The organism is Microbacterium sp. Z10_103 (genome assembly GCF_058310455.1).
Genome location: NZ_JBZEGK010000001.1, coordinates 2088982 through 2107393 on the forward strand (window position 1 = coordinate 2088982; position 18412 = coordinate 2107393).

An 18412-nucleotide genomic window follows, 5' to 3' on the forward strand; every position below is an offset into this window, starting at 1 on the left:
GCGGGCCGGGTCGGAGGGCGGCACAGGGTCGCGACGCGCGACAGCCGAGTGCCGTTCACCTCCCGTTCACCTGCGCTGCGCCATCGATTAAGGGGCCGTGTCTACCTTCGTGGCGAGCCCTGCACCGGGTTTTTCACACAATCCCTACTCCCGAAGGATCCACATAGTGAAGATCACTCGTTTCGCCCAGCTGGGCGCTGTCGCCGCCATCGCGGCCCTCGCCCTCGCCGGGTGTGCCGCGAACGAAGGAGGCGGCAATGGGGAGACCACCGCTGCCGATAGCGGCAGCCTCTCCGGGAACCTCGTCGGCGGTGGCGCGTCGTCGCAGGAAGTGGCCGTCCAGACCTGGAGCGCCGAGCTGCAGCGCACGAACCCCGACCTCACGATCGACTACGACCCGGCCGGTTCGGGTACCGGCCGGGAATCGTTCCAGGCCGGCGCCTTCCAGTTCGCCGGCTCCGACCGGCCGTTCACGACGGAGGAGATCGAAGAGGGACCGTTCGACGCGTGTGTGGAGGGCTCCGACATCGTCGAGCTGCCCACGTACATCTCCCCCATCGCCGTGGTGTTCAACCTCGAGGGCGTGGACACGCTGAACCTGGATGCCGCGACCCTCGCGGGAATGTTCGCCGGCACGATCACCACGTGGGATGACGCCGCGATCGCCGCCCTGAACGACGGCGTCGAGCTGCCGGCGACGGCCATCACCCCCGTGCACCGTTCGGACGACTCGGGCACCACCGAGAACTTCACCGACTACCTCTTCCAGGCCGCTCCGGATGTCTGGACGAGCGAGCCGGACGGCGTGTGGCCGCTCGAGGGCGGCGAGGCCGCTCAGGGCACCTCGGGCGTCATCTCGGCCGTCGAGGGCGGTCAGGGCACCATCGGCTACGCCGACGCCTCCCGTGCCGGCGACCTCGGAACCGTCGCCATCCAGGTGGGCGAAGAGTTCGTGGAGTACTCCCCCGAGGCCGCCGCGGCCATCGTGGACGCGTCGCCCGAGGAGGAGGGGCGAGCACCCACCGACATCGCGATCGCTCTGGACCGCACCACGACCGCGGCCGGCGTCTACCCGATCGTCCTGGTCAGCTACATGATCGGGTGCGCCGACTACGAGGACGACGCCACCGCCGAACTGGTCAAGGGCCTGTTCACGTTCGTCGCGAGCCCCGAGGGTCAGGACGCCGCCGCCGAGGCCGCGGGCAGCGCCCCCATCTCGGACACCCTGCGCGAGCAGGTGAACACCGCCATCGAGGCGATCAAGTAAGGTCGCCGAGGATGCCCGGTTCGGCTTTCCGCCGGGCCGGGCATCCGTCTGGACATCGACTCCCTTTCACAGAATCGAAGCCATGACCACCACACCCGAGGTCACCCGGACCGCGCCCCCGCGGCCGCCACAGCGCCGCGGCGATCGCTGGTTCTCGCGGACGGCGCTGTTCGCCGGCGCGATGATCCTCGTCACGCTGGCCGCGGTGGCGATCTTCCTGGTCGTGCAATCGCTGCCCGCCCTGTTCGCCGGCAACGAGGATGCGTCGATCCTCCCGTCCAACTTCTGGTCCTACGTCGGGCCTCTGGTGTTCGGCACCGTCTGGGCTGCTGCGCTGGCCCTCGTCATGGCAGTGCCGCTGTCGCTGGGCGTCGCCCTCTTCATCTCGCACTACGCACCGCGCCGCCTCGCCCAGGCCCTCGGTTACGTCGTGGACCTTCTCGCCGCCGTGCCATCCGTCGTCTTCGGCCTGTGGGGGATCGGGGTACTCGCGCCGGCGGTCCAGCCGATCTACACGTGGCTGGTCGACAGCGCCGGCTGGATCCCCCTGTTCGCGGGGCCGGTCTCCAGCACCGGCCGCACCATCTTCACCGCCGCGATCGTCCTCGCCGTCATGGTCACCCCGATCATCACGGCCATCTGCCGGGAGATCTTCCTGCAGACCCCCGTCCTCCACGAGGAGGCCGCGCTCGCCCTGGGTTCCACGCGCTGGGAGATGATCCGCATGGCCGTGTTCCCCTTCGCCCGCAGCGGCATCGTGTCGGCCGCCATGCTCGGTCTCGGCCGAGCGCTCGGCGAGACGATGGCCGTCGCCATGGTGCTGTCGGTCTCCGGCGGGGTCACCTTCAAGCTGCTGACCCCCGACAACCCCAACACCATCGCGGCCAACATCGCGCTGAGCTTCCCGGAGGCCTACGGCCTCAACATCAACGTGCTCATCGCGACCGGCCTCATCCTGTTCGTCGTGACCTTCGCGGTCAACGCCCTCGCGCGCTACATCGTGAGTCGGCGCAAGGAATTCTCGGGGGCCAACTGACATGACCACCACCCTGGCTCCTCCCCCGGTACAGCCGGCTCCGGTCAGCGTGCGCCTGACGAACGGGCGTCTCGCCCGCTGGGCACCCTGGGCCCTGCTGGTCGGAGCGTTCGCCGCATCCGCCGCCGTCTTCGCCGTGATGGCGGTCTCCTCCGAGACGGGGTTCAACCTCGCCGGGTGGGCGGTCGTCAGCGCCGTCCTCTACCTCGTGCTCATCTTCACGATCTCGGCCATCGTCGAGGGCAACCGCAAGGCCGTGGACCGTCTCGTCACCGGGGTCGTCACGGTCGCGTTCGCGATCGCCATGGTTCCGCTCATCTCGGTCGCGTTCACGGTGGTCACCCTGGGGGCGCCCCACTGGAGCGGCGAGTTCTTCTCCTCGTCGATGCGCAACGTCGTCGGCGAGGGCGGCGGCGCCCTGCACGCCATCGTCGGCACGCTCGTGATCACGCTCGCCGCATCCATCATCTCGATTCCCATCGGCCTGTTCACGGCGATCTACCTCATCGAATACGGCCAGGACAACCGCCTCGCCCGCGGCATCACGTTCCTCGTCGACGTCATGACCGGCATCCCGTCGATCGTCGCCGGCCTGTTCGCCTACGCCCTGTTCGCGCTGTTCCTCGGCCCGGGGGTGCGCCTGGGCATCATCGGTTCGGTGGCTCTGGCCGTGCTGATGATCCCTGTGGTCGTCCGCTCGACCGAGGAGATGCTGCGGCTCGTCCCGAATGAGCTGCGCGAAGCCGCCTACGCGCTCGGGGTACCCAAGTGGCTCACGATCGCCAAGGTCGTGCTCCCCACCGCCATCGCCGGGATCACCACGGGAATCATGCTGTCGATCTCGCGCGTCATCGGCGAGACCGCTCCGCTGCTCATCACCGCAGGCTTCACCTCCTCCATGAACTACGACCTGTTCGACGGCCGCATGCAGACCCTGCCGGTCTTCACCTACACGCAGTACATGAACCAGGGAATCCCGGCCGAGGCCTACATCGGTCGCGCCTGGGCGGCTGCGCTCACCCTCATCGTCATCGTCATGCTGCTGAACCTCACCGCGCGCCTCATCGCGCGACTGTTCGCACCCAAGTCCGGCCGCTGAACGCGGCCGACCTCGAAAATCGGAAGAAGACAGAAGTGTCCAAGAGCATCGAAGTCAGCGATCTGAACGTCTACTACGGCGACTTCCTGGCCGTGGAAGGGGTCGCTCTCAATATCGAACCACGCAGCGTCACCGCGTTCATCGGACCGTCCGGCTGCGGCAAGTCCACGTTCCTGCGAACGCTCAACCGCATGCACGAGGTCATCCCCGGCGCGCGCGTCGAGGGCTCGGTACTCCTCGACGGTGACGACCTGTACGCGCCGAACGTCGACCCGGTCCTCGTCCGGCGTCAGGTGGGCATGGTCTTCCAGCGCCCCAACCCGTTCCCCACCATGTCGATCCGCGAGAACGTCCTGGCCGGCGTGAAGCTCAACAACCGCCGCATCTCGAAGTCGGACGCGGACGACCTCGTCGAGCGTTCCCTGCAGGGCGCGAACCTGTGGAAAGAGGTCAAGGACCGCCTCGACCGGCCGGGCTCCGGCCTGTCCGGGGGGCAGCAGCAGCGTCTGTGCATCGCGCGCGCCATCGCCGTCTCGCCGCAGGTCATCCTCATGGATGAGCCGTGCTCGGCCCTCGACCCGATCTCGACCTACGCGATCGAGGAACTCATCGCGGAGCTGAAGAACGAGTACACGGTCGTGATCGTGACCCACAACATGCAGCAGGCCTCGCGCGTGTCCGACCGGACGGCGTTCTTCAACATCGCCGGCACCGGCAAGCCCGGCAAGCTCATCGAGTACGACGACACCTCGACGATCTTCACCACCCCGTCGGTCCAGGCGACTGAGGACTACGTCTCCGGCCGCTTCGGCTGAGCCGCGCGCCGGCGCCTCAGTCGCGCGGGGAGAGCAGGTAGCGGTTCAGCGAGGCGGTGAAGACCCGATCGCTCGGGAGTGACCGGGCGTCGACGGCTGTGATCGGGGCGGCGAGGCGGATGCTGGAGACCAGCCACGCCGCATCCACCTGCCCGAGCGCCTCGACGGGGACCGGCTCGTACGCCACCTCGTAACCGTGGTCAGTCAGGTAGTCGAACAGGCTCACCTGGGTGGTGCCGTGGAGGATTCCCGCGCCGGGCTCGGGCGTCACGAATCGGTCGCCGAAGCGCAACAGCACCGAGGAGGTGGGGCCTTCCAGCACCAGGCCGTCGCTCGTGACGAAGATCGCGTCATCCGCCCCGCGGCGGCGGGCCTCACGGATCGCGGCCATGTTCACCGCGTACGACAGGGTCTTCGCGCCGAGGAGCAGCCACGGCGCCCGCCCGGGCGCGCCGCTGTCGAGGCCTCGGTCGAGGGTCACGACCCGGACGCCGTCCTCGCGGGCAGAAGTGCTGTCCGGCGCAGGGGCGAGCGTCACCCAGGCCGTCGGCGCCGGACCGTGCTCCACACCGCGGCTGAGGATGAGCTTGATGACGCTCTCGCCCGGTTCCGCAGCATCCGCCACCCGGGCGATCGCCTGACGCCACTGCTCGGTGTGCGGGGCGGGCAGGTCGCAGAGTCCGGCGGAGTACGCCAGGCGCTCGAGGTGCGCCTCCACCTCCTGCGGATGCTTGTCCACGACGCCGATCGACTCGAAGATGCCGTCACCGCGCTGGGTCGACAACTCCCCCACGCTCAGGGCGGGAGCTGCCGGGTCGATCTCGGTGAAGGTGTCGGAGAAGTCGGTGCGCGGGTCGCCCGCGGCGGCGGGATCGATCACGAGTGCGTAACGCCATGCCATGCTCTGAGCCTAAGCGGGTGGAATAACGCGCGCACGATGACGTTAGACTCTTACAGCCGGGCCGCAGTAACCCCGGGCTCCATCTTTTGCCGCCGAGAGCGGCCTCGCGCCGAGAGGCGTTCTGCGGCCCGGCACTTACTTTTTCCGGCGCGCTTACCGCGCGATCCGCGAGAAACGACGATCCGGACGAGAAACGACGCGTCGCACCGTTTCTCAGCCCGATCGTCGTTTCTCGCGAACGAGCGGATGCGGCGCAGCCAGCGGATGCGTGAGGCCAGCGGGTGCGTCAGGCCAGCGATTCGCGTCGCCACAGGACGGCGCACGCCGCGAGATCGGACGCGTAGGTCGACAGCCGGAGCGCGCGAGTCGTCAGGGCAGATGCCCGGTCGGATTCGGTCAGCTCGTAGTCGTCGGCCAGGTGCGTCGCCCCCGACGCCTGCACGCGGCAGAACGCCGCGGCCCGCTCGAGCGCGACGGCGAAGTCGCCCTCGAAAAGCCCGCGCAGGATCATGTCGATGAGGGCCACCAGCTCGTCCGGGCTGGCTGGCGTCGGCGCGCCGGCGACCACCGGGTCGACGGAGAGGATCTCGCTGCGCCCCCGCTCGTACAGCAGCGCCGCGGTCTGCGGATCGTCGTGGATCATCAGCTGCAGCAGGTACAGGCGCCACAGCGCACCCGGGAGGGAGCGAGCCGGCGAGCGCGACCACAGCTCTGCGATGTCGTCGATCCCGTGCTCGTCGGTGAAGGTCACGAGGCGCGAGACAACGTCGGCCGAGGGGTCCTCGCGCACTCGCGAGAGCAACGCCTGCGCCGTGCTGTGCGCGACGCGCGAGACCTCGGCGGGGTCCGCGGCCGCGAAGAGCCGGTCGAACAGCTCAGCGGGTCGGCGCACCGGCTTGTGAAAGTCGCGGGGCTGATCGCTCATGATTCCAGGCTACCCGCGGGCGTCACGGAGAGCCCCGCGAGCGCTCAAGCTCAAGCGGTGGGGATGGCGATCAGCGGATCCCCGGACGGCGCCCCGGTTGGCGAGCCGCCGGCCGGCTCGACGGTCACGGCGATCACATCGCCCGCCTGCATCTCGGCGGTGAGGAGCGCGGTGGCCTCTCCCCCGTCCGCGGCGAACGTACCCGCCGGGATCGCCCCGTCCTCGCGCACGAACCACAGCTCGAACGTCTCATCGTCGGCGAGTTCCGGGAGCCCATCCGACACCAGCACCGCCTGGCCGAGCTCGCCCGACCAGTGCGCGGTCGCCTCGACACCGTCCATCTCGATGCTCGCCGACGACGCATCCGGAGCCTGCTGGATCTCCCGCAGCGCCATGACCGCGGGCGAGGGGTTCAGCTGCTGACCGATGGTGACCGCGCCGAATCCCACGGCCAGAAGCAGAACGACGGATGCGGCGAGGACGAACCAGCGACGCGGACCGCGCAACGCCCCATTGGCCGAGGGGAAGGACGCGCCGGCTCCCGGCTGTGCGGGACCGGCTGCAGGATCGGCCGCGGCCGTTGAGCGGGCCTCGGGACCGTCACCGGAATCCCTACCGGCCGTTCGAGGGGAGTCGGGTCCATCCCCCACCACCGACTCGGCCGCAATGCGGGCGAGCAACGCGTCACGGATGGCGGGCGGAGGCGCGACCGGGGGCGCCAGCGCGGCGAGCCGGGATGCAGCATCCAGGTCGTCGCGGAGGATCGCCTCGCGCTCGGGATACAGCGCGAGTTCGGCCTCGAAGGCTCGCTGCTCGTCGGGCGCCAGCGCACCGAGGGCGGCCGCGGCCGACAGTTCGGCGAAGTCTTTCTCGTTCATGCGCTCACCCCCATCTCGGTGCGGAGCCGCGACAGCCCGTCGCGCATCCTGGTCTTGATCGTTCCCAGCGGTGCTCCGACGAGCGCCGCGATCTCACTCTGGCTGTATCCGCCGAAGTATGCGAGCGTGAGCGCCTCGCGTTGCGCCTCCGGCAGGGTGGCGAGGGCGCCGACGACCCGCTGGCCCTCGATCCGCATTTCGACGCTCTCGGCAACGTCGTCGCGCGGCGCCTCCAGATCGCGGAAGCCCGCACGCACGTCACGATCGCTGCTCGCCTGCGCGGACCGCACGCGGTCAACGGCTCGTCGATGTGCGATCGTCAGCAACCACGACCTCCCCTGACCTTTGTTCGGAGCGAACTTGGCGGCGGATTGCCACACCTCGAGGAAGACCTCCTGCAGCACCTCTTCGCTGTGGGAGCGGTTCACCAGCACACGCAGGATGAGACCGAACACGCGGGCGGACAGCATGTCGTACAGTTCGGCGAAGGCGGCCTGGTCGCGGGCGGCGATGCGCACCAGCAGGTCGGCGACATGGTCGACGGTGTGGCCAGCGTCCTCCGGGACGTCCGCGCCGTCGATGACCATGTGCACCAGCATGCCTCAATCCCCCCCACATTCGGCCGCTCTTGCGCTATGGCTTGTTCGCTGCCGAACGCCCGGCGGATTGCCGCTGGCGGGAAAGTCACGCGCGGCCCCTGCTGAATTCAGGAGAACCAGGTGTTACTGGGTCGAACCCTCCGCCCGACGTCGATTCATCCTGAGTTTTGCTCGTCGCCGGGCCGGTAGGCTGGATGCTGCGGGCCTCTAGCTCAGTCGGTAGAGCATCGGACTTTTAATCCGCGGGTCGTGGGTTCGAGCCCCACGGGGCCCACCGTGTTTGAACACCCTCGCTCTCTACTCCCGACTGGGATCCCGGATCTCGGAACCTAGCCAAAATGGCCGCGTGACAACAATTTGACAACACCCGCGGAGCTTTCTCCGCCAGCCATGGGGCGCAGTTCGCTGTCTATGAGGCTCGTGTGATGTCTGAAGTTGCCGACCTGTCGGAGCCGTGAGCGCCTCGACCGCTGACCGTCGCGACGACGGGAGTCGCCCTCGACGGTCGGGCCAGAACCGTCCCGACAACCATCGTATCCAGGTGTTTGCGGGATCAGCGAATCGCTAGCGTTAGCGCGTGCGGATCTATCTCAGCGCCTACCGATTCGGGCCGCGCGCGGAAGCTCTGCGACGTGTCGACGGTCGCGCCCTCATCGTGATGAATGCGCTGGACGAGTACGAAGAGCGCCTGCTGAGCTGGGATCGGGAGGTCGACGACCTGGCTCGACTCGGGTATCGCAGCGAGGAACTCGACCTCCGGGACTATTGGGACGGCGAAGAGAGTTCGCTGAGGAAGCGTCTCGCGTCCGCCGATCTGCTCTGGGTAGTAGGGGGAAACGCGTTCGTGCTCGCGCGAGCGGCGACAGAAGCACGACTGGGGGATGCGCTCGCCCGCTCTCCGCACCTCGACTACGCCGGCTACTCGGCAGGCGCCTGTCTCACCTCGACAGATCTACGCGGCATCCACCTGATGGATGAAGTGTCGACCCATCCTCCTGGCTACCGGACTGAGATGCCTGCGCAGACCTTGAACCTGACCAGCACGCGAGTTGTTCCCCACGCTGGTTCCGACGCGGCGCGCGCAGCAGCCGACTACCTCCGGGGGCGTGGTCTCGGCTTCACCGAGCTCGCCGACGGTGACGACAAGCTGATCCACTTGCCGTCCGCGCCCTAGGACTTCGCAATCCCGTAGTCGATCGATTTCGGTTCGCCTTGTTCACACGGCTCCGTGAATGAATCATGATGGGCGTGTGCCCGCAGCCAGGCCTTCGAGTTTGCCCCGCCGCGCCGTCGCTGCACTTGTCGTAGCCAGCGTGCTCGCGCTCACCGCCTGCGCACCTCCGGGGGATGCGGCGGGCAGGTGGGGTAGCAGCGATGACCGCGAGCCGCATGTCGAGCTGCGTGTCGGCGGGCAGTTCGGTGGCTATGACGGCTGCAACGGGTTCGGTGGCCGCTGGCAGGACGAGGGCGACGGTACCGCAACATTCGAAGAGGTCCACACGACCCTCGTGATGTGTCTCGAGGAACATGACCAGTGGCTGGCTCTCGCCCGTTCCGCCCAGGTACGCGGAGACGAGCTGGTGCTCCTCGACGAGGAAGGGAAAGAGCTTGGCACTCTACGCCGTAGTTGAGCGGGCGCGTGGCCGTGAAAGGGAGCGCGATTGATGGGTCGAGGTCTTCGCCTCGTTCTTGCCGTGGGCATCGCTACACCCATGGCGGTTGTGGCCGCCGGGTGCGCGCCGGTGCCGATGGACTCGCAGCTGTGGCGACAGCTCGACGGTCAGGAAGGAATCGTTTACAACATCCGGAACGCGGGCTACCAAGGGTGGAACCCGCAACGGTTCATCGATGAACTCGCTGACGTGGCTGTGCATTGGGATGGCGGTGACGCCCCAGCTGACCTGGACCCGACGGAACCCGGGGTGGTGTACTTCGACGCGACGGAAGAGGTATCTGATGACTCCGCCGATGAGACGCTGACGTTCAATCTGCTCTTCCACTCCGGCCTTGCGTCCGGCGATGACGGCCAGCGAGACTGGCTCGACCTTCGACCCACCTCGGTCTACACGTGCTACAGCATGGAGGTCGGCTTCATCGCCGACACCATCGGGGACCTTAGGCGCATCCAGGAACGGATCGAATGCCCGGAAGCGCTCGTAGAGGCACTCGGCCCGCACACCCAGTACAACGAGCCACAAGCTTTCGACGGGTAGGTGTTTCCGCCACGACCCATGACCGCCTTCGCGAGTGAGTGCATCGGAGCAACCTCCTCGCTCGACTTCCTAATGCCCGTCACCTCGCAACAGATCGACAACACCTGAGGCGCCCGCCGCTTCGTCCAAGGCCGCCGAGACAGCGTCGAGATCGTCGTCGAACAAGTCGGCGTAGGTGTCGAGCGTCATCGCGGCGGAGGCGTGGCCCAGCATCCGCTGCACGGCCTTCACATTGGCGCCGGCAGAGATCGCGAGCGACGCGGCGGTGTGCCGCAAGTCATGCGGCGTGACCCGCGGGAATGGGCGTGGCGGTTCCTCCCCCGCATCCACTGCAGCCTCGATGGCGGCGGCTGACGTCTCCTGCGCGCGGCAGACCGCGCTGTTGAACCATCCGGTCGTCGCCTTCGGCCGGCGGACGTGGATTCGTCCTTCACCGAAGACGAGCGCTTCCCGCCCCTTGCCGGCGACGAGACGCTGCATAGTTTCGGCGAAGAAAGCGGGATACGGGACCTGGCGCTTCTCATGGGTCTTCGGCGTGCCGACCTCGATGCAGCTGCCGACCTCGACCGCATTCTCCTCGACACTCACGCGGCGGCGCTTGACGTCGACGTGCTTCACCCGCAGCCCGGTCGCCTCGCCCCAGCGCAGACCGGTATAGGCGAGGAAGACGATGAGTTCGGGGCGAGCGGCCCCGGCGGCGAGTTGGGCGACCTGTTCATGGCTGAGGTAGGCGCGGGGCTTCGACTTCTTGCGCGGGAGCTTGACTCCGCGAGCGGGGTTGGCGGAGATCCGGCGGTCTCTTACAGCCACCTCGAGGATGCCGGAGAGGATCTCGTGGACGCGACGCACCGAGGTTGCGCTGTGGGTGGTCGAGAGCCCGGCGATCCACATCTGGATCTCGGAGTGGCGGATCCCGCCCACCGCCCGGGCGCCCCACTTCGGACGGACGTGAATGCGCCACGCAGACTCGACCGTACGGAAGGTCGACGGCTTGAGATCCGCCCGACGCGATGCGACCCAGTCCTCACCCAGGTCGCCGACGAGGATGCGCGCGTCGGATGGATCGACGAACGTCCCACGGTTCTTCGAGATCTCCACCTCGGCCAGACGAATCTCCGCGTCGAACTTCGTCCGGAACCCGCGCAGCGTGGCCTGGCTCCCGTCAGGCTTTCGATAGCTGATCCGGTAGACGCGCTTGCCCGAGGCTGCCGTGTAGGAGTGGATGCTGCCCATGCTGGCTCCCGTGGTCTTTGCATCGGTGCGCGGCGTTACGCCGCGCTGCGCATGATGCATCCTGCGCCGAACTCCGGCAACTGTGGAGGGCAGCTTCGGGCCTGTGGATAGGAGCGACCGGCTCCCGGTTCCTATTGATCCGCCTCTGCCGAGGAGTTCGGCCCCGGTCGCCCGCGCCCGCGTCGCTTCAGCTCCTCGACGTCGTACCCAGCCGCAGCCCTCGATCGCCCACGCCGCAATCTGCGCGTCGGTGATGGGCACGCCGTGGATGGTCTCCCTTTCGCTCACCAGTCAGAGCCGCTCGGACCAATAGTTGGGTTTGCGTCGCTCGTGCGCGTAGGCCAGGACGATCACCTCGTCCTCGATGACGACGTATTTGATGTCGTACCGGAAACCTGCAACGCTTCGCGACCGCACCGGTGGCACGCGAGGGCGCCCGCGATGAAGGCCCCAACTATGGGGTGAGTCGAGGATGCTGTTGATCGCTGCCTCGACGGCTTCGGCGAAGCGCTCGCCCCAGCCTTCGCGCTGATCTTCGAGGAAGAGGATGGCTTCGCGGAGTTCCGCGTGGGCAGCTTCGTGCTCACGCCACCGGAAGGTCACCGAACGCGCGCTGCCAGTTCGTCCCGGATCGCAGCCAGACCTTCGCGACCATCGACGAGAACGGCTTCTCCCCGTTTGACGTCATCCAGACGACGGTCGATCTCGTCTTCCCACGCGGCGTCGATCTCGGGCTGGCGCTCATCCGTGTCTTGGTCGACGCTGAGTTGCAAGGCGCGGGCAGCCTCGAGACGTTCGGCGGGCGTCAGTGCGTAGCCCGCTTCGATGTATTCGTTGAGGTCCAGCGCCATGCACCGAGTGTATGACCGAGGGGCGACGGCGACCATGGCAGGTATCCGTCTTAACGGGAGAGAGGCGGACGACCGTCGCTGACGTCATCGCCCCCCCGGAGCTTTTTCGAGGCTCAGCTCGTCGAGGCCGCGCGGCATCGCCGGCTGCAGCCTCTGGTCCGGTCTCGACATGCAACGCGATGTCCTGGGAATCTCACCGGACGCGCTTGCTCAGTGCTTGGCGACTGACGCCGCTGCGAAGAGCGATGAGGTTCCAAGACGTGTCGAGAAGGCGCAGGTCTTCGATCAGCTGATCGCGTTCACGGAGGATGTCGCTCTCCTCGGAATGAAGCCGTTCGAGCCTGGTCGACAGTTCGCCCAGTCGCTGCAGACCTGAGGTCGTGCTGCCGTCGAGACGTTGCGAGGCGGCCTGTCGGGCCGCGAGAACGGCCCGCTCGGCGGCAGCCCTCTCATTCCGCTCGCGCTGACGAGCGTGCGCCTTGGCCCTGCCATCCTCGCTCCGCCGCTTCGATCTGGCCATGCAACATGGTTTACACACGCGATCAGCCGACGCGCAAGATCCGTAGGACCCACAGAAAGTGCCTGCGTGCATCGCTGTTTGGTCACTTCCCCCGGGCGCTGGGTCGTCGTTCCTATCCGCGACCGCCGTTCTCTGCCGACACTCAATCCGCGCTGTCTTCGACCGTGCGTATGAGGCGGCCGCATCGGGCATCGACCCGGGCGGGTCTTGCGAGCATCGCTTCGTCCCTTGCGTCATGACCTCCGCAGAGACCGCCGCGTGACGGCTCCGGGTGCGCGTAGCAGGACCGGCTTACGTGCGGCCGGCGCGGTCCAGGACGCGGCTATCATCGCGGCATGAGCCAAGCCCCTACTACCACTGTCTCGCTGACGGCTGATGAGGCCGCTGTCTTGAAAGAGCTGATGCGCGATGTCCAGGTCGCCGCTTCGGCGTTCTATACCAAGACCGCGACGACCGCGGACGTCGATTCGCTGGGTAGCGAGGTCCGCACCTTCCTCTCTGCAACGCAGACGTTGAACGAGCGCCTTGGAGGCACCATCGCCGACCAGGCGACCTACCGCTCCGTACTCTCAGGTACCTCGGACGGCGAGTTCATCGACGCCATCAAATATGTGCGGAACGTCGCGCAGCACGTGCTTCACATCGTCCGCCCCTCCGACGCTACGGGTGCCCTCATCGGTGGGCTGCATGGCCTCCGGCTTTACGTCGACTGGGATGACGTGCCCGCGACCGCTGACGCCAAACTCCGCCCCGGCACTCGCGCACTGCGACCCTTTTTCGAAGCTCGGCTTCGGGGCAAGGAAGTCGTTGGCACAATGCTCAGCGTGCTCCGAGCGTTCGCGACCGTTGCCCCTCAGATCGTCCACCGTAACGAGCGGGGCGAGTGGACCGGTTTCCCGCTCAAGACCCAGCCCTCCGTATCGGGTCGGCTCCACCCGGAGGAGCCCGAGGAACTGACTGAAGCGTTCTCGTGGCTGGATTCACGTGTGCCGAATGGAGACGCTCGAGTGGTAGTCGGCCAGATCACAGTTGACGGCGAGACTCACCTCGTCGGGTACACCATTGCTGGCCGCCTGTTCCCGAACGTCTTCGTCGAGTCGAGCCAGCAGGTCGACGATGATGTTGCGCGCGGTTTCAAATACCTCACCGGAGACATCGCAAGCCACGTGGAGGTGTTGAGTGGCTTCAACGGCGAGACCAATATGCGTGCTGTCGACCCCGTATCCGAGTGGACGACCCCTATCGACCGGACAAAGTCGGCTGAGGACTGGGGCGTTGATCGTGCGGACGAACAATGGGCACGAGTGATGAGGTTCGCGAAGACGGGGTATCTCCCCGAGTCGGGTCGGTATGAGGTTCGTCGCGGGCAGAGGCTCCTCGCCTAGGTAGCCCGCCCGCAGCAGTCAGATCTTCGGCGACGGTGTCAGCGGGCGCACGTAGCATCGGTGCACGGCCGGAAAAAAGAACTGCCAACCGATGCGCACCATTCACGTCGAGCGAGCCGACGACAGTCGAGAAGCGGCTCGACGGAGGACCGTCTTCCGCGCGGCCGGCGCTCTTTCCGAACTGATTGTGGCGCCGTTGTCTGCATACTGATGTGCCCAGCGGAGTCAACAGGCTCCCCACCGGGAATGCGGCTGCAACCCGGCACCTCAGCGGGCGAAGGTAAGAGTGCCATCAAGTCGGCGATCGGCCCTGGTTTGGCCTCCCCACGACGACGGGGACGCGACCGTGTTGGCTCCGATATGCGACACGTGACCTACGCGCCATAGACGGATCCCGGATCGCTACGAGGCCGACTCGCGTTGACGCTGCGCAAAGGCTTCGAAGTCCCGGCAAGCTGCCCGAAGCAACAATTAGGAATCGTGCCACTACTCACTTCACCGGCCCGTCGCCCGGCACCTGTAGTCGATTGCGGCGTCCGGGGCCTGTCAATTCGTTTCGCCGTCGGTGATCGTCAATACGATGACCGCATGCCCGACAATCTCATCCGCGCCGTGAAAGACGAGAATGCTGGCCCGGGCGCGAAGTTGCGCCTCACGAGCCTTGCCCCCGTTTACAGCACCTCTCGCCACCAGCTCTACTTCGACCTGCTGAGTAGGGCGCTTCGGGAGGAGGCGGTGACGAATATCGCCCTCACCGGCGCGTATGGCACGGGCAAGAGTAGTGTGCTCGAACGGCTCAGGTCCGATCAGGAATTCGCATCCAGGATCGTCCGGCTATCACTATCGACTATCGTCCCGGACTCCGGTGACGGCCAGAGGCCGCGTGACGATTCTCAAGGCTCTGACGACGACGCCGAGTCAAGGACCAATCGGATTCAGAAGGAGATCGTCAAGCAGCTCCTTTACACGACGCTTCCCGAGCAGGTGCCGCAGTCTCGGTACCGCCGAACATCAGTACCGGACCGCACGTGGGACTGGGTATGGGCGTTTGCGGCGGGCCTGAGTATCTGGCTCATCGTCGCCTTGCTCGGCGTGTTCCATTCGTTCATCATCGACACCTTCGATGGTGTGTGGCGACATGTTCTTGCTTATGCGGTGAGCGCCGCGCTTTTCGTCGGAGCCGCTTGGCTCGTCGTACTGGTCGTGCGATCACGTCCTTCCGTCACCGCTTCGGTCAGCACGGCCAATGCCACTGTCACCCTGAGTAAGGAGTCGCGAACCTACTTCGATGACTACCTGGACGAGATCGTCTATGTCTTCCAGGTCACGGGGCGCGACATAGTGGTCATCGAAGATATCGACCGTTTTGAGGATGTCGAAATCTTCGATGCACTCCGGGCACTAAATAACCTGCTCAACAGTGCCACCCAGTTGCCCCATCCAGTCAAGTTCGTCTATGCAATACGTGACAGCGTCTTCGAACAGATAGGGGAAGCCGCTCCTGCCGCCGAGAAGCAGATGCGCACCGCGGATCACGCCCAGGGCGCAGCAATTCGGGCGAATCGCACCAAGTTCTTCGACGTCATCATTCCGGTCGTACCTTTTGTCAGCGCCGACAACGCACGAGACCTGATGAGCAATGCGATGAAGAGCGGGCAGTTCAAGATCTCACCTTCCCTCATCCGGCTCGCTGCGAGACACGTGGCCGACATGCGGCTTATTCACAACATCCGCAATGAATTCGAGGTCTACCGTCAGCAACTCGTTGTGCCCAAGAGCCGGATCCCAGGCATCACCGACGACCTCGTCTTCGCGATGGTTCTCTTCAAGAACACTCACCTCACTGATTTCGAACTCATCCGCCACAAGGCAAGCAGCCTTGACCGCCTCTACCGAATGTGGCGAACGCTCGTGACGACGAACCTGACGGAGACCGCCGTTCCCGCGCTTGTCAGTCGCCGTCGTGATGACCAGATTGAGGCACGCAGACGCTCGCGGGCCAGCACGCTCGCCGACCGCCTCGACGTTCTCCGCGATGACTTGCAGGCCGCCACTCCAGCGCCGTATCGGGTGAGCCTTCCAGCAGACCTCCCGGACCTGACGCAGCCCGGAAGCTGGGCGGAGATCGCGGCGAGTGACGGTATCGAGTTCACGATGTCGCGCTCTTCTGCCCCGATCAGTATCCGATTCTCTGCTGAGATGCTGGCACGCCAACTCGGCGAGAGCATCGACCCTGACGACTGGGAGAAAGTCGACACGAAGGAATTCAATTCCACACTCGCGGAACTGGAGCACGCGGTCGAGTTCCTCCGCCACCACTCCTGGGAGCAGCTTTGCCGACGCGCTGACCTCACCGTCCCATCCGACAAGCTCGATCTGAGCGATGGTGAAAAGCAGAGGTTGAGCGCCCTCCGCGACGTAGACCCGGATCGGCTGTCGTTCGACATGCTGGTACGCGTCGTGCTCACCTCCGAGCTCGCCAGGGATCTTGTGCGCCACGGCTACGTCGACTCCCACTTCCCGTCCTACGCGTCCAGCTACTACGGCACACATCTCGGACCGCGAGCTCGCGACTACATCTACCGGTACGTCGAACCCGGTCAAGCGGACGCTTCGTTCGAACTCACCCGCAAAGACGTTCGCCAGATCCTGAGGGAACAGGGCGCGCGGACCAACGACAGTGCCGACATCTTCAGTGACCCGAGCATCCTGAACGCGAGCATCCTCGACTACCTGCTTCGCGAACGCCCGCAGGCTGCCGACACCGTTGCTCAGATGCTCGCTCAAGCTGGAGCACAGCGAGACGAGTTCCTCGACGCCTATATGGCCCAAGGCGCAGCACCGGCCGAACTTCTTGCCGCACTTGTCGCCCACTGGCCAAGCGCACTCCAGTACGCAGCCTCCGCAGCGTCGATACAGGATGGTCAGCGCCTCGCAATTGTCGACAGCGTGCTGACGGCGCTCCCAGCATCGGCAGTAAGCGTTGATTCGGCCGTCGGTCGGATCCTCAGCGACCACTATCAGGAGATGTCGGCAGTAACCTCGCCGACATCGCCGACAATGGCGCAGCGGGTACTTGGTGTGTTCGCCGCCACCGGAGCAAAGATCCCCTCACTTTCCGAGCTCAACGAGACTGCCCGAGCGGTGGCAGTGGATCTCAAGCTCTACCCCATCACACACGCGAACCTGCGAACAGTTCAGCCGTCCGGCGTCGTCGGACTCGACACTCTCGCTTTAAACCCGGCCGCCTATACCCACGCTCTTGCCAACCTCGGAGAGTATCTCTCGGTCTCAGAGCACGACCCGTCGGTCATCAAAGTCGTCGCAGACCAGGCGAACTTTATCGCGGTTCTAAACGCGGTCACTACGACGGATCACGACCTGATATCGCGCCTCGTCGACGATGCACCAGGCGCCACTGTTCAGTCGCTCACGAGCGTCCCAAAAGCCGCGTGGCCCGCGCTGGCCGCCGATCGCCGCGTGCCAGCCACCTTCGAGAATGTCTTTCAATACACGCGGGAGATCGGTGCGGACCAAGGGCTGAAATCCCTACTGCGTGACCGACGGATCCTCGACGTTGCCGGCGTCGAGATCGAGGACCGACGTGACTTGGCGTACTTCATCCTCAACGCCTCCGAGGCGATACCGTCGACGCTCGCCCGTGTGAAAATCGCGACGAGTCTTGAGCCCGGGACATTACAACCGGCAAGAATCACGCCCGAAAGCGGCGACCTCCCGGCCAGACTCCTCACAGCGCGACTGCTAGAAGACTCATTGGCCGCGTTCACCTCGCCGCTCATGGTGGATTGGCCGACGCTCGAGCAAGCCATCAAGGCCTCGCGCTCGGTCGACTCCTTCCTCTCCAACGACGTTCTGCGCCCGTCTTGGGTGCCCGCGTTCCTGAAGAGCGTTCTTGTTCCGCTTAGAACAAAGCGCGCCATGATAGACGACTTGTCCACATATCTTGCAGTCGCTACCCCGGTGCAGGCGCGCGCAATCGCCTCCGCGCTCCATGACGGATGGAGTGTATCCACTGCCCACATGCTGGAGCTCCACGAAGCAGGGGCGACGGACGGGCAAGTTGTAAGAATGCTTGCTTCCCGCGGCGAGGAGGTGAGCATTGAGGGTGTCGATGCGGTGCTCAGCACCCTTGGAGAGAGCTACAGGCAGGTGGTAGTAGGCGGGCGCGGGCGGCCGCACTTCCCGCAAGATGAAGCCCACGAAGCGGTCCTCCACCGGTATGTCGGCCGCACGATACGGGAAGTCAAAGCGGTGGTGCTCAAATTGCACGGACCGCGCTGGATGGCGCCTCTGAGTTAGCCAGCCACGCGTGAGCTCCGTCCGCGTGACTGCAGCGCAGCGACAGATGCGAATTGGTCACCCCACGTTGCCTGTTGGGGATCCGTATCGATCGGCCCAGCGTTGTGTGCTCGCAGGTGGACGCGACGTTGCGCACTGCCGGCCGCAGAGCTGTCCAGTCAGCCGGGGTGGTTGACGGAGTCCAGGAGGGCTGCGAAGGCGTCGCCATCCATTGGTGTCTCGGCGAACGCCACGTCCGGTTTAAAGGCGCTGCCACGCACGGTGAGCCATCGGCTTCCGCGACGAATGGCGTCACGATGGGCGACCGCTCAGTGGGCGGGAACCCCGCCCCTGACATACCGCTCCGGCCCGATCGGACGGCCCCGCTTGC

Annotated in this window: 17 protein-coding genes and 1 tRNA gene; 10 read left to right on the top strand and 8 right to left on the bottom strand. The window is 66.0% G+C overall.

All coding sequences use genetic code 11. The features are described from left to right. Positions 1 to 166: 166 nt before the first annotated feature. The 4 genes from AC4FS2_RS10170 (at position 167) to pstB (ending at position 4217) form a co-directional block, all read left to right on the top strand. Positions 167 to 1267, top strand: a complete 1101-nt coding sequence (locus AC4FS2_RS10170) for a phosphate ABC transporter substrate-binding protein PstS (RefSeq protein ID WP_491177113.1) — start codon at positions 167 to 169, stop codon at positions 1265 to 1267. An 82-nt stretch (positions 1268 to 1349) separates the two neighbouring features. Further along, positions 1350 to 2303, top strand: a complete 954-nt coding sequence (gene pstC / locus AC4FS2_RS10175) for a phosphate ABC transporter permease subunit PstC (RefSeq protein WP_491151606.1) — start codon at positions 1350 to 1352, stop codon at positions 2301 to 2303. Between the two features lies 1 nt (position 2304). Further along, entirely contained in the window at positions 2305 to 3402 is a 1098-nt protein-coding gene (gene pstA / locus AC4FS2_RS10180; protein ID WP_491177116.1) for a phosphate ABC transporter permease PstA, read from the top strand. Positions 3403 to 3437: 35 nt separating this feature from the next. Beyond that, positions 3438 to 4217: a phosphate ABC transporter ATP-binding protein PstB gene (gene pstB, locus AC4FS2_RS10185; protein ID WP_491151602.1), complete on the top strand. Its 780-nt coding sequence runs from the start codon at positions 3438 to 3440 to the stop codon at positions 4215 to 4217. Between the two features lie 16 nt (positions 4218 to 4233). On the opposite strand, the gene AC4FS2_RS10190 is transcribed toward pstB, so the two are convergent. The 4 genes from AC4FS2_RS10190 to sigK form a co-directional block, all read right to left on the bottom strand. Beyond that, positions 4234 to 5118: an aminotransferase class IV gene (locus AC4FS2_RS10190; protein ID WP_491151600.1), complete on the bottom strand. Its 885-nt coding sequence runs from the start codon at positions 5116 to 5118 to the stop codon at positions 4234 to 4236. A gap of 286 nt (positions 5119 to 5404) precedes the next feature. Further along, on the bottom strand, positions 5405 to 6043 hold the full coding sequence (locus AC4FS2_RS10195) for a DNA-directed RNA polymerase subunit beta (protein WP_491151598.1): 639 nt from the start codon (positions 6041 to 6043) through the stop codon (positions 5405 to 5407). 50 nt (positions 6044 to 6093) lie between these two features. Beyond that, positions 6094 to 6921 carry an anti-sigma factor gene (locus tag AC4FS2_RS10200; protein WP_491177118.1) on the bottom strand — a complete coding sequence of 276 codons (828 nt, stop codon included), beginning with the start codon at positions 6919 to 6921 and terminating at the stop codon, positions 6094 to 6096. Then, positions 6918 to 7520 carry an ECF RNA polymerase sigma factor SigK gene (gene sigK / locus AC4FS2_RS10205; RefSeq protein ID WP_491151594.1) on the bottom strand — a complete coding sequence of 201 codons (603 nt, stop codon included), beginning with the start codon at positions 7518 to 7520 and terminating at the stop codon, positions 6918 to 6920. The genes AC4FS2_RS10200 and sigK overlap by 4 nt, the downstream gene beginning before the upstream one ends. A gap of 201 nt (positions 7521 to 7721) precedes the next feature. On the opposite strand from sigK, the gene AC4FS2_RS10210 reads away from it, so the two are divergent. From AC4FS2_RS10210 to AC4FS2_RS10225, 4 genes are all read left to right on the top strand, one after another. Then, positions 7722 to 7794: transfer RNA gene (locus tag AC4FS2_RS10210), tRNA-Lys, on the top strand. A gap of 303 nt (positions 7795 to 8097) precedes the next feature. Next, the gene (locus tag AC4FS2_RS10215) at positions 8098 to 8694 is read left to right on the top strand and encodes a Type 1 glutamine amidotransferase-like domain-containing protein (RefSeq protein ID WP_491177122.1); all 597 of its coding nucleotides are present in this window, start codon (positions 8098 to 8100) and stop codon (positions 8692 to 8694) included. A 76-nt stretch (positions 8695 to 8770) separates the two neighbouring features. Next, on the top strand, positions 8771 to 9151 hold the full coding sequence (locus AC4FS2_RS10220) for an META domain-containing protein (RefSeq protein ID WP_491177125.1): 381 nt from the start codon (positions 8771 to 8773) through the stop codon (positions 9149 to 9151). 81 nt (positions 9152 to 9232) lie between these two features. After that, positions 9233 to 9733, top strand: coding sequence for a hypothetical protein (locus tag AC4FS2_RS10225; protein WP_491151590.1), 501 nt, complete (start codon positions 9233 to 9235; stop codon positions 9731 to 9733). 69 nt (positions 9734 to 9802) lie between these two features. Here the strand turns inward: AC4FS2_RS10225 and AC4FS2_RS10230 are convergent, their stop codons facing one another. The 4 genes from AC4FS2_RS10230 to AC4FS2_RS10245 all read right to left on the bottom strand — a co-directional run bounded on the left by AC4FS2_RS10230 (position 9803) and on the right by AC4FS2_RS10245 (position 12337). Further along, positions 9803 to 10966 (bottom strand): tyrosine-type recombinase/integrase, encoded by a 1164-nt coding sequence (locus AC4FS2_RS10230; protein WP_491151589.1) that lies wholly within the window; start codon positions 10964 to 10966, stop codon positions 9803 to 9805. Between the two features lie 291 nt (positions 10967 to 11257). Next, positions 11258 to 11569 (bottom strand): hypothetical protein, encoded by a 312-nt coding sequence (locus AC4FS2_RS10235; protein WP_491177128.1) that lies wholly within the window; start codon positions 11567 to 11569, stop codon positions 11258 to 11260. Continuing rightward, positions 11566 to 11817 carry an addiction module protein gene (locus AC4FS2_RS10240; RefSeq protein WP_491177130.1) on the bottom strand — a complete coding sequence of 84 codons (252 nt, stop codon included), beginning with the start codon at positions 11815 to 11817 and terminating at the stop codon, positions 11566 to 11568. The genes AC4FS2_RS10235 and AC4FS2_RS10240 overlap by 4 nt, the downstream gene beginning before the upstream one ends. A 193-nt stretch (positions 11818 to 12010) precedes the next feature. After that, positions 12011 to 12337: a hypothetical protein gene (locus tag AC4FS2_RS10245; protein ID WP_491177133.1), complete on the bottom strand. Its 327-nt coding sequence runs from the start codon at positions 12335 to 12337 to the stop codon at positions 12011 to 12013. Between the two features lie 335 nt (positions 12338 to 12672). Between AC4FS2_RS10245 and AC4FS2_RS10250 the strand changes: the two genes are divergently transcribed. Together AC4FS2_RS10250 and AC4FS2_RS10255 are read left to right on the top strand one after the other, a co-directional pair. Further along, positions 12673 to 13722: a hypothetical protein gene (locus tag AC4FS2_RS10250; protein ID WP_491177136.1), complete on the top strand. Its 1050-nt coding sequence runs from the start codon at positions 12673 to 12675 to the stop codon at positions 13720 to 13722. Positions 13723 to 14310: 588 nt separating this feature from the next. Beyond that, positions 14311 to 18042 carry a YobI family P-loop NTPase gene (locus tag AC4FS2_RS10255; RefSeq protein ID WP_491177140.1) on the top strand — a complete coding sequence of 1244 codons (3732 nt, stop codon included), beginning with the start codon at positions 14311 to 14313 and terminating at the stop codon, positions 18040 to 18042. Positions 18043 to 18412: the final 370 nt, after the last annotated feature.

Excerpts from the sequence above, each read along its gene's own strand:
- AC4FS2_RS10250 (WP_491177136.1), top strand. The coding sequence starts at position 12,673 with ATGAGCCAAGCCCCTACTACCACTGTCTCGCTGACGGCTGATGAGGCC.
- AC4FS2_RS10255 (WP_491177140.1), top strand. The coding sequence starts at position 14,311 with ATGCCCGACAATCTCATCCGCGCCGTGAAAGACGAGAATGCTGGCCCG.
- sigK (WP_491151594.1), bottom strand. The coding sequence starts at position 7,520 with ATGCTGGTGCACATGGTCATCGACGGCGCGGACGTCCCGGAGGACGCT.
- AC4FS2_RS10240 (WP_491177130.1), bottom strand. The coding sequence starts at position 11,817 with ATGGCGCTGGACCTCAACGAATACATCGAAGCGGGCTACGCACTGACG.
- AC4FS2_RS10195 (WP_491151598.1), bottom strand. The coding sequence starts at position 6,043 with ATGAGCGATCAGCCCCGCGACTTTCACAAGCCGGTGCGCCGACCCGCT.
- pstC (WP_491151606.1), top strand. The coding sequence starts at position 1,350 with ATGACCACCACACCCGAGGTCACCCGGACCGCGCCCCCGCGGCCGCCA.
- AC4FS2_RS10225 (WP_491151590.1), top strand. The coding sequence starts at position 9,233 with ATGGCGGTTGTGGCCGCCGGGTGCGCGCCGGTGCCGATGGACTCGCAG.
- AC4FS2_RS10190 (WP_491151600.1), bottom strand. The coding sequence starts at position 5,118 with ATGGCATGGCGTTACGCACTCGTGATCGATCCCGCCGCCGCGGGCGAC.
- AC4FS2_RS10245 (WP_491177133.1), bottom strand. The coding sequence starts at position 12,337 with ATGGCCAGATCGAAGCGGCGGAGCGAGGATGGCAGGGCCAAGGCGCAC.
- AC4FS2_RS10200 (WP_491177118.1), bottom strand. The coding sequence starts at position 6,921 with ATGAACGAGAAAGACTTCGCCGAACTGTCGGCCGCGGCCGCCCTCGGT.
- pstA (WP_491177116.1), top strand. The coding sequence starts at position 2,305 with ATGACCACCACCCTGGCTCCTCCCCCGGTACAGCCGGCTCCGGTCAGC.
- AC4FS2_RS10230 (WP_491151589.1), bottom strand. The coding sequence starts at position 10,966 with ATGGGCAGCATCCACTCCTACACGGCAGCCTCGGGCAAGCGCGTCTAC.